This window comes from Flavobacterium sp. J372, from assembly GCF_024699965.1.
Classification (GTDB): Bacteria; Bacteroidota; Bacteroidia; order Flavobacteriales; family Flavobacteriaceae; genus Flavobacterium.
Genome location: NZ_JAJOMZ010000004.1, coordinates 314,506 through 328,798, shown reverse-complemented (window position 1 = coordinate 328,798; position 14,293 = coordinate 314,506). Strand labels below are relative to the sequence as shown.

Below are 14,293 nucleotides of genomic sequence, written 5' to 3'. Positions count from 1 at the left end.
ATGTAGCAATTCTCTGTACGTCAAGCTAATTGCTACATTGACCAATTAAACAATTACTACATTATCTAATTTCCTGGCAAAGCTCTATCAATACTCCATTTGTTGTTTTCGGGTGCAGGAAAGCCACCAGTTTATTGTCTGCACCGCGCTTAGGGGTTTCGTTCAATATAGTAAAACCTTCACCTTTCAGGCGCGCTATTTCTGCTTCAATGTCTTCAACATCAAATGCAATGTGGTGAATACCTTCTCCTTTCTTCTCCAGGAATTTAGCTATAGGGCTATCAGGATTTGTAGCCTCGAGCAGCTCAATCTTGTTGGGGCCGTTCATAAAGAATGATGTCTTTACACCCTCACTGGCAACCTCTTCCTCTTTATATGCAGGCGCTCCGAACAGTTTTTCAAACAAAGCGTTTGAGGCTTCAAGGCTGTTTACGGCAATGCCTATATGTTCAATTTTTCTCATAGACCAAATATAGTAAAAACCTTAAGTAGATAAATTTCATCTCATTCTTAAAAAGAAAAAGCCGCATCATTAAGATGCGGCGTAGATTATTCTTTCTTCTTTACGAATGTTATTATGCGGCCTTTTTGGTCGCCTATATTCTGATCTCGTGATGATTTCTCTTCAAAGCCTTGTGAGTTAAGGTATTTTACAAGTTTCATCCATTCGCCTTTTTCGAATTTCTTTCCGTCTTTATCAGCAATCATTTGGGCTTTTGTGTCATAGTTATGAGGTTTAAAACCATCCTGGCCATAATCTACAAAAAAGCTTTCTTTGGTACTAAAGGGTTTTGCAACCGCCCACACATCAAACATTTCTGTCTCTTTTGTAATGTCAATACCATTTACCATAATCTGAGCTTTAGCTGTGTAAGTAAGCCCTAAAAACGTACATGCAAGTAAGAATTTTTTCATTTTATGTATTTGTTTATTTTCATCAAAAATAAAGCGTTTTTTAACTAACAACAAATTTATTTTCCCTTAAACTCTGCTTTGCGCTTCTGAAGGAAAGCCGTAGTACCTTCTTTAAAATCTTCAGTGCCGAAAGCGTTGCCGAATTCTGTTACCTCAACATTATAGCCGTTTACTCCGTCTTCATAATTGGCATTAATGGCTTTTATTGCTTTGCTAATAGCAACCGGTGAATTCTTCATTATCTTCGAGGCAATACCTTTGCAGAAGTCAATCAGCTCTGACTGCGGAACTACATGATTTACAAGTCCGTAAGCCTTTGCTTCTTCAGCGCCAATCATCCCTGCAGTCATTATCATTTCCATGGCGCGGCCTTTGCCTACCAGTTGCGGTAGGCGCTGCGTACCCCCATAACCCGGAATTACGCCAAGCGAAACTTCAGGCAGTCCCATTTTTGCATTGTCTGATGCTATGCGGAAGTGCGCAGCCATGGCCAGTTCAAGCCCGCCGCCCAGGGCGAAGCCATTTACTGCCGCAATAACCGGCGTGCTTAGGTTCTGCACAAGGTCGAATAATAGTTCCTGACCCAATGCTGCCAGTTTCTGGCCTTCTTCTACATTGAAGTCGGCAAACTCGGCAATGTCAGCACCGGCTACAAATGCTTTTTCGCCCATTCCGGTAACAATAATGGTTCGCACCTCCCGGTCAATGTCAAATGCTTTGAAGGCTTCGTTAAGCTCAACGATAGTGGCCCTGTTAAGCGCATTCAGCTTTGTAGGCCTGTTAATTGTTATTACGGCAATACCGCCATCTTTCTCTGTAAGTATGTTCTCAAAAGCCATATATGTTGGTTTTAGTTTGTCAGGTTATCAGGATTTACAATCGGCAGGGATACCATAAAAGTTGTGCCTTTGCCCGCCTCACTTTCAAAAGTAATTGTGCCGTTGTAATTCTCAACAATATTTTTTATGATGCCCAACCCCAGCCCCATGCCGCTGGTCTTGGTGGTGAACTTCGGCTCGAAGATACGGTTTTTGTCTTCAACGCTTATACCGCTGCCGTTGTCTTTTACTGTGATTTTTGCACAACTATTTTCTTTGTACACATGCACTTCGACCATTGGGTTCTGCTCATCAGCCGGGATGGCCTGTATGGCATTCTTCACCAGGTTAGTGATGATACGTATAAGCTGTGTACGGTCCATCCGGGTCACGATGTATGGCTCGTCTGTACGGAAAGTAATGTAATGCTCATTGAAGATTTCCAGTGCCAGCTGCACTATCTTCACAATATTAAGGGTCTCATTTTGTTGGGCAGGCATACTGGCAAAGCTTGAGAAAGCCGATGCCACGGCACTCATCGTATCTATTTGCTGAATGAGCGTTTTGCTGTACTCATCAATCTTTTGGCGTATGGCAGGATCGTCCGGATTAAACTTCCGCTGAAAGCTCTGTACGGTAAGGCGCATTGGCGTAAGCGGGTTTTTAATCTCGTGGGCTACCTGCTTGGCCATCTCGCGCCAGGCCTGTTCACGCTCGCTTTGGGCCAGCTTTGCGGCACTCTCGTCAAGGTCTTCCACAAGGTTGTTATAAGCGTCTACAAGCAGGCTTATCTCCTGCGGGGTATCACCCATGTCCAGCTTCTCATTCGTCTCGCTAAGGCGTGTTTCCTTAAGCCTGTCAGATATCTCTTTGATGGATTTCGTAATGTAACTGGAAAGGAAGTACGCAATAATGATTGATATCAGCAGCATGAACGAATATACCTGGAAGAAACGCATCATGAAATTGTTGCGCTCCCGTTCATAATAGCCGTCATCCTCAATATAGGGCAGATTAAGGATGCCCAGCGGCTTAAACTTGGTATCTTTAAGGTAGCTGAATGATGAGCGGAACTTCTTGCCTTCCGGCGATGTGCGCAGGTCGACATACCGCTTTTCGGCTGTGGAACGGATAACGCGCAGGATATTTTCGGGGATATGGCTGTTGATGGTATCGACAGAAAAAGCTGCTTTTGACGATTTCAGCAGCTTACCGTCAAGGTCGTATATGTTTATCTCAAGGCTGTGGATGTTGGCCAGTTCGTGAATCCTGTCGCGGAAGATGAGCGGAAGATTTTCTGTCCCCATGGGGTAAGTAGTGGTGGCGAGAATGTAGCTGATGTGCTCTTTAATGGCATTCTCCTTACGCTCAAGCCTGTCCTGGTGGTAGTCTTTGGCCTCTTTGTTGAACTGGTAGATAGAGACACCGGCAATCAGGATGGAAGCGATGAGCGTAATGAAGATCATCGAGAGGAAAATCCTCACGCGAAGCGACCACCGTTTTATCCTGAATTTTTCTTTCACCTATGTTTTGTTCCTTTCGCGGATGCGTTTATAGAATTTAAAGCCCAACATTATAAGCACCATGAACACGATGATGCCCAGCACGCCGAACACCCAGTTGAGCGCATTCTTTAAAATTACTAAAAATACCACGGCAAATAAAATAATAGTCGCCCCTTCGTTCCAAAGCCGCATAAAGTTGCTGGTGTATTTCACTTCATCGCGCTGCAGCTGTTTAAAGATGCTGTGGCATTTCAGCTGGTAAAAAACCAATAGCAATACAAATGCCAGTTTTACATGCATCCACGGTTGGGATAGCCATTGGGGCATAATCAGCAGTAAAATAACAGCGAAAATAACCGCGAGCACTGCACTCGGCCACGTGATAATATACCATAGCCGGTAGCTCATGAGCTTATACTGTGTGGTGAGGATTTCCTTTTCAGGCGATGGCTTAGCGTTAGCCTCGATGTGGTACACAAACAGCCTCACAATGTAGAACAGCCCGGCAAACCAAGTAATCACGAAGATGAGGTGCAGTGATTTTATGTAGTTGTAGTATTCTGCCATAGGTAAAATTTAAACGCGCAATGAACCTCTAAAACCTCTTGCGGCATAATAGGACTCAGCGCCATTGTGGTAAAAGAACACTGTACCATAACGGAAATCGCCAAACAGGGCCCCGCCTTTTTTACGGATGTTCTCAGGCGTGGCAACCCAGCTTGAGGTCTTGGTATCAAACTCCCCCAGCTGTTGCAGTTCGCGGTAGTGCTCTTCATTAAGTATCTCTATGCCCATAGCCTTTGCCATACCAATCGCACTGTCTTTCGGCTTATGTTCTTTGCGGGAATCAAGCGCCTGTTGGTCGTAACATACACTGCGGCGGCCTTTCGGGCTTTCAGGCGCACAGTCGAAGAAGATGTATTCACCGGTTTTTTTATCAAAACCCACCACATCGGGTTCGCCGCCGGTTTCTTCCATGGCATCAAGTATGTATAGCTTATCCGGACTGGCTTCGAGCTTTGCCTGTACGTCATCCCACTTTATGCCTTTGTGGCGGTTCATGTTTTTTTCAAAGCGTTGTTGGAGGACGCTGAGAAGGGACTGGGCTTGGGAGGGGGAGAGTTGGTTAGGCATGGGGGGATTTTTTATAAAATGTATTTATTTTTCAAGGATATTTCTCACAAATTTTAATGTCTCTTCTTTGCCTTGAATTATAGTAACTATTCCACTGATTAATGTAATCAACGCAATTATCCCTGTAAAGACTTGGTAAACAGAATTGCCAATAACTTTCTTTAAAGATTTATTATTTAGTAATCCAAACCAATTTAAAATTTTAATCGGTAAAAGAACTATGACATCAATCCCATTTTTAAACCAGTAAATTGGATTTTGTAATTGTTCTTTACTTTTTTAAGATGATGCTCTCAGAAATACCTATATGTCTTGCCAAACAATCATCCGCAATATTAACTTCTACATTTTGTAAACGTTCTCTAAATTTTGGGAGTGTATTTACCAAAACCTGATATCTAGGAATATGATATCTAGTGAACGGAGCCACATAATCTATAATTCCAATACGACCTAAATCATATTGCATTTGATCCACATTTTTTGTTAACCATGTATACTGTTCATAATCAACTTCACCTTCTCTTGACCATGAATCATAACTTTTGAAGTATTTATTAGCAAGCGTTACAAACCTATTTTTAAATTCAATTGCAAATTCTAATGAGTTTTTTTGACGTGCATATATCTGCCTTAATGACCAATAACCAATTAAACAGATTATTAATAAAGTTAGTATAATTGTAAATGTTGTCATATAAAGATGTGTTATAAACTTATTGTCAAATTGACATTGTTTTATTTATTGACAATAAAATCCTTCTTCTCCAATTGGCATCCAAAAACTGTATCTAACAAATTCATGTCGTCTCCTGTCTTCAGGGATTTTTTTCATTTGATAAGCCATTCCTGTTTCCTTTGCTGCGTATCCGGCAAGATACACGAATGTCATTTCTGTAATTTCAATTAAATTATTGAGAGTCACTTCAAGAAAGTCGCCAAGTGAAGTTCTATCCATTTTCACTTCTTTGTGATTAAGTTCAATAGTTGGAGCAATGATATCGCCGCTTTTCTGTAATTCAAAGTTTGACAATTTGTAATTAGAAAGTCGGTGATCTAATCCATTTCTCAATTCTCTAATAGTTCTCATAAAAGTTATGGTACTGCCAATAAATTCTGTAAACCCAGAATTTTCTCCATGTTCATTGCTTAGGACTTCCCTAAATCTCGGAAAATGAGACTGTTTTTTTAAACCACTTCCTGGATAAAAATGCGTTACAATTTCCATTAAAGTTTGTTCGATATGATCGGCTTTTTGGAAAATAGTTTTACATCGTGATTCAATATTTGTGATTGAAGGAATTTGAAATCCTTTCCCTTCATTTTTTCTTTGTTCATATTCTGCGGATACTTTCTCTTCTTCTACAAAATACTTGATAATTTCCTCATTGAGAACTGATAGTTCAGATAATAAATCTATACATAAATTTAGTATGGCATCACAATCAATTCCCTTTCTAAGATATTCTGGTTTAAATATTTTAGTAGCCATTAAAAATGTTCTAGCTACCAATTCAGATTCCGTTCCTTGATTAATTACCAGTTTATTTATTGTTCTAGGCAAATTTATATTGGTTCTGTCAGGATCAACTTCATCGGCAAATACCATTTCATAAATTGAACGTTCCTTTATAACTAAAAGGCGATTCGCAATCTTCATCGTATTAATTATTGTCCCATCCTTATTTGTTCCAACATCAGAATATCCAGATGATTCTCTAACTCTATCAATAGGAGTTTTTTCTTCCATAATTTATAAGGATATCGCGATTATTAAAAAATCAAATTTAGCAATTTTAATCACTCCCCCCTCAACTCCCCGCTCATCTCCCTCTTCAAAAACACTCCTGTCACAATCGTCGACAACACATCGGCAATCGGGAATGCAATCCAAACGCCAAATAATCCCCAGAAATGCGGGAGTATTAGCACAAGAGGTATTAAGAAGAACCCTTGTTTACTCAATGTCAACATCAGTGCTTTGGTAGCTTTACCCGCTGCCTGGAAGTATGCCGCACCTATAAGTTGCACCGCGATAATTGGCGATGCAGCAAATACCCAACGCAATGCACCCGGCGTATCGCGGATGACATCAGGATCGGTGGTAAACACGGCTGTTATCGGTTTAGCGAAGATGAGTATCACCGCAAAGATGACAATGGCCAGCGCACCTGCGTAGAGTATCGACAGGCGGATAGACTCGCGTACCCTGCCATAATTCTCCGCGCCGTAGTTGTAGCCCGCCACAGGTAGGAAGCCCTGCGTCATGCCCAGCACCGGGAACAGCATGAACATGAGCATGCGGCTAATGATGCCATAGACCGTTACGGCATGCTCGCCGCCGAAGCTGAAGAGTGTGTGGTTGAGCAGCACCGCCAGTATGCTGATAACGCCCTGCCGCGCAAAGGTGACGAAGCTGAGCGAAGTGATCTCTCCCGCTATCTTACGATGCCAGGCGAAGTGACGGAAAGACGGCAGCAACTCGCTCCGGTAGATGAAAAACCAGAGGATATACAGGAAGCAGCTGAAGAACGACAGCCCCGTAGCAAGTGATGCCCCGAAGATGCCCCACCCGAATATTTTTATAAATAAAATGTCGAGAACGATATTTGCCACTGCTGAAATGATCATGGCGGCCATGGCGTGTTTCGACTTGTCTTCGGCGCGGATAACGTTGTTTCCCATCATGCACAGCGCCTGGAACGGCACGGCGATGAGTATGGGCGTGAAGAACTCGCGGGCAGGCTCCATAATGTCGCCGTTGGCCCCGAAAGCATAGAGTATCTCTTCGCTAAAGATAAGTCCGGCAATGACAAAAAGCGATGACAGCCCAAACGTCATGACCACCTGGTGCGCGAATACATTAATAGCCTTGTCTTTATTCCCGGCGCCCAGCGCACGCGACAGCACCGAACTTCCCCCAACGCCGATGGCCATTCCAAGTGAAGAGATAAAGAACGTAAGCGGCATGACTACCGACAGCGCGGCAATGGCCAGCGAGCCTATCCACCGCCCGACAAATATGGCATCAATAAGCACGTTTACCGTCATGAACAGGATGCCTACAGACGCCGGTATGGCCTGCCGTATCAGGAGTTTCCTGATGCTTTGCTGTCCTAAGTCGGCATCTGATAATCCCATTTAGGCTACCGGTATTTCAGCCGTGGCCCATTCATTTATCCAGTTGGCCATCACGCTGCACCACTCGTCGTTATCGTTCAGGCACGGTACCGCCAGGAAATCTTTCCCGCCATGCTCCTCAAAATCTTCTTTGGCGCGCATGGCTATCTCTTCAAGGGTTTCAAGGCAGTCGGCCACAAACGCCGGAGTTACCACCGCGAGGCTTTTTATACCTTTGTTTGGCATTTTGTTGATTTCAACATCAGTGTACGGCTCCAGCCACTTATCGCCGGCCAGCCTCGACTGGAACGTGAGCGAGTATTTATCTTCGGGTATGCCCAATTGCTCTACCACAAGCCTAGTGGTCTCGTAGCACTGGTGCCTGTAGCAGAATTTATGCGCGGCAGACTGCGTTACGCAGCACGTGTCATTAATCTTGCAATGCGATTTGGTTACGTTTGTCTTACGGATGTGCCTTTCGGGGATGCCGTGATATGAAAACAGCAGGTGGTCGTACTCAAAGCCTTCCAGCGAGCGCTTGATGGAATTTGCCAGCACTTTGATATAATCCGGTTTATTGTAAAATGCCGGTACATCGGTAAACTTCATGTGCGGAAATTTTTTCTTACGGATTTCTTCTGCCAGAACCAGTATTGTCAACGTTGATGCCATGGCATACTGAGGGTACAACGGGAAAAGCAGTACTTCGGTCACACCCTGATCATGCAATTCCTGCAGCCCGGTCTCGATAGATGGTTTTCCGTACCTCATGGCGAGTGCCACGGGTAGTTCAGTTTTGGCTTTCACTTTTTTATGCATCCGCTCGTTGAGGACGATAAGCGGCGAGCCTTCTTCCCACCAAATTTTTTTATACGCTTCAGATGATGCTTCCGGCCTTTTGCGCAAAATGATGCCGCGGACTAAAAGCGCCCTCAGCAAAAATGGCACGTCGATGACGTATTTGTCCATCAGGAACTGGTCCAGATACGGTTTTACATCTTTTGGTTCAGGGCTGTCAGGCGAGCCCAGGTTTACGAGGAGTACTCCTTTCATTTTTTTGTTTGTTTCAACAACCTGCAAGGTCTTCGATACCTTGTAGGTTTAATTTAGTTTGCTTTATTTTTTTTACACCTACAAGGTTTTAGAAACCTTGCAGGAGGATTTCACTCTAACATCAATGCTTCAATCAATTCCATTTTTTGATTGTGTGCAAAGAAGAAATTTTCAATATCACCAAAAAGGCGCAGGCTTTCCGATTTATCTAATTTACTGTGGTTTGTTGACAAATATGCTTTATATGAAGAAAATCTGAAATCAGTAAAATCCTCATTGAAATGATGTTGTGGATTTGTGTGAATGTAGACGACCAAACTTTTAAAATAATCCTCATTATCTATACTTATTCTTTTGAAATGCTTTTCAAACAGGCTTCCAGTTCTGCCAGTTGATTTATTAAAGGCTTTAGCATAAGAATTGAAAAGATTTGAAAAAGCTTGAGTTGCAATATCACTTGAAACATTTATTGTCATTAAAAAATGAAAATGATTATCCATGAGACAATAAGCATGAATTGAAGCAACGTTTTCCAAATATTTTTCGACAAGTTTCAAAAAGTAAGATTTATTTTCATCAGACGCAAAAATCGTGCAGCCATTTATACCACGATTATAAATGTGGTAAGTTGAGTTCTGATCTAATACTTCTAATTTCAAATCTAAGAATTAATTTTAGTGATTGAATTCTATAAAGAGTACCGTGTTAAATATTTCTTAATTACTGCACGGCTGCGTTCATGCTCATCAGGTACTTTTTTGGTGTCGTCCCAAACTTCTTTTTGAAAGCCGAAATAAAGTGGCTGGCGGTGCTGTAGCCAATGCGCAACCCTACCTCATTTACGTTGTAGGAGCCTGAATCCAGCAGTTTGCGGGCATATTCCATCTTATAGTCAAACAAAAAGCTATAGACGCTGTCACCATAAATTTGGCGAAAGCCCATTTTCAGTTTCTTTAGGTTGATGCCTACCTGGTCGGCAAGATCTTGTAATCCGGGTGGTTCGGCCATGTTTGCGATGACAATATCTTTCGCTCGGCGTATTTTTATAACGTTTTCCTCATCAATTAAGAACGGGCATTGCTCTGCGTTCGGATCTTCAGCCCGGTTAAAGTAATGAGACAGAAGCTCATACACCTTGCCTTTGAAATATAATTTCTTGATTGATGGATGTAAGTTAAAGTGGAACAGCTGGCTTAAAACAATGGCCATACTTGGGTTTATCTTGTCGTCTTTATAATACTTTTTATCTTTGTTTTCCTCGCTTAGGAACGGGATGTAGTCAGCCTCCTCTGAGAAAAAGCTATGAAATTTCTTGATTGAAATCAGCACGGTCAGCACCCAGCTATGCGGCGCAATCTCCAGATGCACAGGCAATTCTTTCTGTGGGTTAAATAGGAAAAGTGACACCTCTTCTTTTACATCTAATGCATACCGACCCTGATTGAAGATAAACCTGCCGCCGCCCTTCACTCCAAAGTGGAATTGTATGAGGTCAGCGCCTACTTCCCTTTCAAAATGCAGGGTTTCATCGCTGTCGTTCTGGAACCGCAATACATAAAAGCCATCCTCAATTTTTATTTCTTCACCAGCCCCCCGAAGCGATATTTTTTTGTGATACTTTTTCTGTCTCCATTTTATTTTTATTTAGAATTAATCTAAACAAGAATTTTGTAAAGCATTGATACTATTGCAAAGTTAGATTATTTCTGTAAAAAATAACGTTAGAGGTCCAAAATATCCGTAAGCGGTATAATTAGACCTTACAGCGTTATTTTTTAAAATAGGTTCGGTATAATTTTGTGAAACTTTTATGAAAGTTGTTATGAATAACCAAAATGGGTCAAAGCACCAGTACTTTTATGCCGTTGGGTTGAGTTACCGCAAGGCTGATGCTGAGATCAGGGGAAAGTTCAGTTTAGGGCCGGAAGCCAAAACAAAGTTGCTGGAACAGGCACGCGAAGAAGGCATTAGCAGCCTTATTGTTGTGTCAACCTGCAACCGCACAGAGCTTTACGGTTTTGCCGAACACCCCTTTCAATTAATTAAATTACTGTGTGATAACAGCCAGGGGAGCGTTGAAGACTTTCAGCGTGTGGCCTTTATTTATAAAAATAACGAAGCCATAAACCATATCTTCCGTGTAGGTACGGGCCTTGACAGCCAAATACTTGGCGATTTTGAAATCATCAGCCAGATAAAGTCGGGATTTATAGCAAGCAAAGCACACGGTTTGGCAAACGCTTTTCTCGAGCGCTTGGTTAACAGCGTAATACAGGCCAGCAAGCGTATTAAAAATGAAACAGAACTGAGCAGCGGCGCTACATCCGTATCATTTGCGTCGGTACAGTATATTATGAATAATGTGCCTGACATCGCAAACAAAAACATTCTTCTTTTCGGCACAGGGAAGATTGGCCGTAACACCTGCGAAAACCTGGTGAAACACACAAAGAACGACCATATTGTACTCATAAACCGCACCCGCGGCAAGGCTGAAAAGATTGCCGGGAAATTTAATTTAGTGGTGAAGGACTATGATGTATTACCATTAGAGATACCTAAAGCTGATGTACTGGTTGTAGCTACCGGTGCAGAAATGCCTACTATAGATAAAGATATACTCAGTCTTGATAAAGACCTGCTTATACTTGACCTTTCGATCCCGAAAAATGTACATGATAATGTGCGGGAGGTTGAAGGCGTGACAGTGGTGCATCTTGATGATTTGTCGAAAATTACGGATGACACGCTGGAAAACCGACGCCGGCATATCCCGGCTGCCGAAGCAATTATCAACGAAATAAAAGAAGAGTTTACAACCTGGGTTAATGCCCGTAAATTTGCCCCAACCATACATGCGCTGAAAGAAAAGCTGAATTCTATCAAAGAAACAGAACTGAATTTCCAGCGTAAAAAAATTACTGATTTTCATGAAGAGCAGGCGGAAATCATCAGCCAGCGTATCATCCAGAAAATCACCACACATTTTGCCAATCACCTGAAGGACAATGACACTATGGTTGACGAAAGCATTGAATGGATAGAGAAAGTCTTCAGGCTTGAAGCCGCACAAAAATGAGCAAAACCATACGTATAGGCACCCGAGACAGCCAGCTTGCGCTATGGCAGGCACACACCGTGCAGCAGAAGCTCGAGGCGCTGGGCCATAAAACCGAAATAGTAGCTGTAAAATCTACCGGCGACCTTATTCTTGATGTGCCGCTTTACGAGCTTGGCATTACCGGTATCTTCACTAAAACCCTTGATGTTGCTATGTTGCGGGGCGAGGTTGACATTGCTGTGCATTCGATGAAAGATGTGCCTACAGCACTGCCGAAAGGCATTGTTCAGGCAGCTGTATTGGAACGTGCCGATGAAAAAGATATACTGGTGCACAAGGGTAACCTTGATTTTCTCTATGATGCAGGGACAGTCGCTACCGGCAGCCTCCGCAGGCAGACGCAATGGCTTAACCGCTACCCAAACCATGCAGTGGAGGATCTCCGTGGCAATGTTAATACACGCCTGCAGAAGCTGAAAGAAAGTGATTGGAACGGCGCTGTTTTTGCAAAAGCGGGACTGGAACGAATCAACCTTGTGCCTGAAAACCATATACCACTCGACTGGATGATACCTGCACCCGCACAGGGGGCTATGGTTGTGGTGGCACTGGAAAATGACAGCTATTGCATTAAGGCTTTAACGCAACTGAATCACCGGAAGAGCGAGATTACAACACATATTGAGCGCCAGTTCCTGAAAACGCTTGAAGGTGGGTGTACAGCGCCAATTGGCGCATTAGCTACGTTTATTGACAGTAATATCCGTTTTGAGGGCGTACTGCTTTCGATTGATGGCAAGGAGCGGCTGCATATTGAGAGGGTTCTGCCGGAAGGCGAAGATTACACAAATTTTGGGAGGGATTGCGCCGATTACATATTGAAGAACGGGGGTGCCGAATTGATGGATAACATCAGGAAAACCCTGAAGAAATAATGATACGGGTGCTGTCAACCAAACGCCTTGAGCCCAACCAGCGGCAATACCTGCTGAATGGCGGTATCTCCGTACTGGCAGCAGATTTTATAGATGTGAGCTATATTCCGTTTGACATCAACCAAACAAAAGAGAACCTCATCTTTACAAGCCGTAACGGGTTTTTGGGGTTTCTGGCCAATAAGATGAGCGGAGTGTACACGGGTAGTAATGTCTTCTGTGTTGGCAGCGTCACGGCAACGCTAATTGAGCGATATGGCTTCAATGTGATTGCTTCAGCAGATGATGGAAAGGCGCTGTCAGAAATCATTGTGGGTGAACATACCGACAAAAGCTTTACATTCTTTTCGGGGAGCCTGAGGCGGGATATTTTGCCCGATGCCATGAAAGCTGCAGGTATCGATTTTAATGAAATGCGGGTGTACGAGACAGTACTTACGCCCCATAAGATAACGGCACCGCTTGACGGGATTTTGTTTTACAGTCCATCAGGGATTGAAAGTTACCTGAAGGAAAACAGCATTACCGATGAAGTTTGCTTTTGCATAGGTAACACTACAGCTGCGGTTTTAAAAGGTATTTCAGATAGGGTAATTATAGCCACGAAGCCAAGCATTGAGAATGTGATTGTACAGGTAAGGAATTATTATAAATAAAATAATATTGAGAGATTGCCGCGCTACGCTGCACTTCGCTCGCAATGACAACAAACATGAGCCTAAAAAACGACCTTTTCTTAAAAGCATTACGCAACGAGACCGTAGAGCGCCCACCGGTATGGATGATGCGCCAGGCAGGCAGATACCTGCCGGAATTCCGTGCAATACGTGATAAATATGATTTCTTTACACGCTGCCGCACTCCGGAACTTGCTGCTGAAATTACAGTACAGCCTATCCGCATCGTGCAGCCTGATGCCGCGATATTGTTCAGCGACATACTTGTGGTGCCGCAGGCGATGGGTATTGAGGTGCTGATGAAGGAGAATGTGGGTCCGTTTTTGCCGAACCCTATCCGCTCTGCTCAGGATGTTGAGAAGGTTTTTGTGCCGGATGTTCAGGAAACACTAGGCTATGTGATGGACGCCATTAAGCTGACGAAAGAAATGTTGAATGGCGAAGTGCCGCTGATAGGCTTTGCCGGTTCTCCGTGGACGATATTCTGCTATGCCGTTGAGGGCAAAGGTTCTAAAAGCTTTGATACGGCTAAAGGTTTCTGCTTCTCGCAGCCTGAAGCAGCCCACGCTTTATTGCAGAAAATTACCGACACAACTATCGCTTACCTTAAAGAAAAAGTAAAGGCCGGTGTTGATGCCGTACAGATATTTGACAGCTGGGGCGGAATGCTTTCTCCTGTTGATTACCAGGAATTTTCATGGAAGTACATCAACCAGATCGTTGAAGCGCTTGCACCGGAGACACATGTAATAGTGTTTGGTAAAGGCTGTTGGTTTGCGTTGGGCGAAATGGGACGCAGCAAAGCATCGGCCCTGGGAGTGGACTGGACGTGTTCTGCTCAAAACGCACGTTACTTGTCGGGCGGAAGGATAACGCTCCAGGGTAATTTTGACCCGAGCAGGCTGCTATCGCCAATACCTGTAATCAAAAAGATGGTGCACCAGATGATTGATGAGTTTGGCAAAGACAATTACATTGTAAACCTTGGCCATGGCATATTGCCAAATATCCCGGTTGACCATGCTAGAGCGTTTATTGATGCGGTGAAGGAGTATAAAGGAAGGTAATTTGATTA

The 14,293-nt window shown here is 43.3% G+C and carries 16 protein-coding genes; 4 read left to right on the top strand and 12 right to left on the bottom strand.

The window, feature by feature from the left end:
• Positions 1-61: 61 nt before the first annotated feature.
• The 12 genes from mce to LRS05_RS01910 form a co-directional block, all read right to left on the bottom strand.
• Positions 62-463, bottom strand: coding sequence for a methylmalonyl-CoA epimerase (mce, locus tag LRS05_RS01965; protein WP_257866776.1), 402 nt, complete (start codon positions 461-463; stop codon positions 62-64).
• A gap of 86 nt (positions 464-549) precedes the next feature.
• The gene (locus LRS05_RS01960; RefSeq protein ID WP_257866775.1) at positions 550-915 is read right to left on the bottom strand and encodes a hypothetical protein; all 366 of its coding nucleotides are present in this window, start codon (positions 913-915) and stop codon (positions 550-552) included.
• Between the two features lie 56 nt (positions 916-971).
• On the bottom strand, positions 972-1,754 hold the full coding sequence (locus LRS05_RS01955; protein ID WP_257866774.1) for an enoyl-CoA hydratase/isomerase family protein: 783 nt from the start codon (positions 1,752-1,754) through the stop codon (positions 972-974).
• 11 nt (positions 1,755-1,765) lie between these two features.
• Positions 1,766-3,199 (bottom strand): ATP-binding protein, encoded by a 1,434-nt coding sequence (locus LRS05_RS01950; protein WP_257869219.1) that lies wholly within the window; start codon positions 3,197-3,199, stop codon positions 1,766-1,768.
• Between the two features lie 57 nt (positions 3,200-3,256).
• Positions 3,257-3,805 (bottom strand): CopD family protein, encoded by a 549-nt coding sequence (locus LRS05_RS01945; protein ID WP_257866773.1) that lies wholly within the window; start codon positions 3,803-3,805, stop codon positions 3,257-3,259.
• A 9-nt stretch (positions 3,806-3,814) separates the two neighbouring features.
• Positions 3,815-4,372, bottom strand: coding sequence for a DUF4256 domain-containing protein (locus LRS05_RS01940; protein WP_257866772.1), 558 nt, complete (start codon positions 4,370-4,372; stop codon positions 3,815-3,817).
• Between the two features lie 271 nt (positions 4,373-4,643).
• The gene (locus LRS05_RS01935) at positions 4,644-5,069 is read right to left on the bottom strand and encodes a hypothetical protein (protein WP_257866771.1); all 426 of its coding nucleotides are present in this window, start codon (positions 5,067-5,069) and stop codon (positions 4,644-4,646) included.
• A 45-nt stretch (positions 5,070-5,114) separates the two neighbouring features.
• A complete protein-coding gene (locus LRS05_RS01930) occupies positions 5,115-6,122 on the bottom strand; it encodes a hypothetical protein (RefSeq protein WP_257866770.1) in 1,008 nt (335 codons plus the stop codon).
• 50 nt (positions 6,123-6,172) lie between these two features.
• Complete coding sequence (locus LRS05_RS01925) at positions 6,173-7,513, bottom strand: MATE family efflux transporter (RefSeq protein WP_257866769.1); 1,341 nt, start codon at positions 7,511-7,513, stop codon at positions 6,173-6,175.
• Positions 7,514-8,545, bottom strand: coding sequence for a ferrochelatase (gene hemH, locus LRS05_RS01920; RefSeq protein WP_257866768.1), 1,032 nt, complete (start codon positions 8,543-8,545; stop codon positions 7,514-7,516).
• 110 nt (positions 8,546-8,655) lie between these two features.
• Positions 8,656-9,204 carry a transposase gene (locus LRS05_RS01915; RefSeq protein ID WP_257866767.1) on the bottom strand — a complete coding sequence of 183 codons (549 nt, stop codon included), beginning with the start codon at positions 9,202-9,204 and terminating at the stop codon, positions 8,656-8,658.
• Between the two features lie 61 nt (positions 9,205-9,265).
• Entirely contained in the window at positions 9,266-10,096 is an 831-nt protein-coding gene (locus tag LRS05_RS01910; protein WP_257866766.1) for a helix-turn-helix transcriptional regulator, read from the bottom strand.
• Positions 10,097-10,367: 271 nt separating this feature from the next.
• Between LRS05_RS01910 and hemA the strand changes: the two genes are divergently transcribed.
• Genes hemA through hemE form a run of 4 tightly spaced genes read left to right on the top strand, consistent with a single transcriptional unit; the run spans position 10,368 to position 14,285 of the window.
• Entirely contained in the window at positions 10,368-11,624 is a 1,257-nt protein-coding gene (hemA, locus tag LRS05_RS01905; RefSeq protein WP_257866765.1) for a glutamyl-tRNA reductase, read from the top strand.
• Positions 11,621-12,541, top strand: a complete 921-nt coding sequence (gene hemC / locus LRS05_RS01900) for a hydroxymethylbilane synthase (protein ID WP_257866764.1) — start codon at positions 11,621-11,623, stop codon at positions 12,539-12,541. Before hemA ends, hemC begins: the two co-directional genes overlap by 4 nt.
• Positions 12,541-13,197, top strand: coding sequence for a uroporphyrinogen-III synthase (locus LRS05_RS01895; protein WP_257866763.1), 657 nt, complete (start codon positions 12,541-12,543; stop codon positions 13,195-13,197). Before hemC ends, LRS05_RS01895 begins: the two co-directional genes overlap by 1 nt.
• Positions 13,198-13,253: 56 nt before the next feature.
• Entirely contained in the window at positions 13,254-14,285 is a 1,032-nt protein-coding gene (gene hemE, locus LRS05_RS01890) for a uroporphyrinogen decarboxylase (RefSeq protein WP_257866762.1), read from the top strand.
• Positions 14,286-14,293: the final 8 nt, after the last annotated feature.

Coding starts and splice junctions, on each gene's coding strand:
- mce (WP_257866776.1), bottom strand. CDS start 463: ATGAGAAAAATTGAACATATAGGCATTGCCGTAAACAGCCTTGAAGCC.
- LRS05_RS01960 (WP_257866775.1), bottom strand. CDS start 915: ATGAAAAAATTCTTACTTGCATGTACGTTTTTAGGGCTTACTTACACA.
- LRS05_RS01955 (WP_257866774.1), bottom strand. CDS start 1,754: ATGGCTTTTGAGAACATACTTACAGAGAAAGATGGCGGTATTGCCGTA.
- LRS05_RS01950 (WP_257869219.1), bottom strand. CDS start 3,199: ATGATCTTCATTACGCTCATCGCTTCCATCCTGATTGCCGGTGTCTCT.
- LRS05_RS01945 (WP_257866773.1), bottom strand. CDS start 3,805: ATGGCAGAATACTACAACTACATAAAATCACTGCACCTCATCTTCGTG.
- LRS05_RS01940 (WP_257866772.1), bottom strand. CDS start 4,372: ATGCCTAACCAACTCTCCCCCTCCCAAGCCCAGTCCCTTCTCAGCGTC.
- LRS05_RS01935 (WP_257866771.1), bottom strand. CDS start 5,069: ATGACAACATTTACAATTATACTAACTTTATTAATAATCTGTTTAATT.
- LRS05_RS01930 (WP_257866770.1), bottom strand. CDS start 6,122: ATGGAAGAAAAAACTCCTATTGATAGAGTTAGAGAATCATCTGGATAT.
- LRS05_RS01925 (WP_257866769.1), bottom strand. CDS start 7,513: ATGGGATTATCAGATGCCGACTTAGGACAGCAAAGCATCAGGAAACTC.
- hemH (WP_257866768.1), bottom strand. CDS start 8,545: ATGAAAGGAGTACTCCTCGTAAACCTGGGCTCGCCTGACAGCCCTGAA.
- hemA (WP_257866765.1), top strand. CDS start 10,368: ATGAATAACCAAAATGGGTCAAAGCACCAGTACTTTTATGCCGTTGGG.
- hemC (WP_257866764.1), top strand. CDS start 11,621: ATGAGCAAAACCATACGTATAGGCACCCGAGACAGCCAGCTTGCGCTA.
- LRS05_RS01895 (WP_257866763.1), top strand. CDS start 12,541: ATGATACGGGTGCTGTCAACCAAACGCCTTGAGCCCAACCAGCGGCAA.
- hemE (WP_257866762.1), top strand. CDS start 13,254: ATGAGCCTAAAAAACGACCTTTTCTTAAAAGCATTACGCAACGAGACC.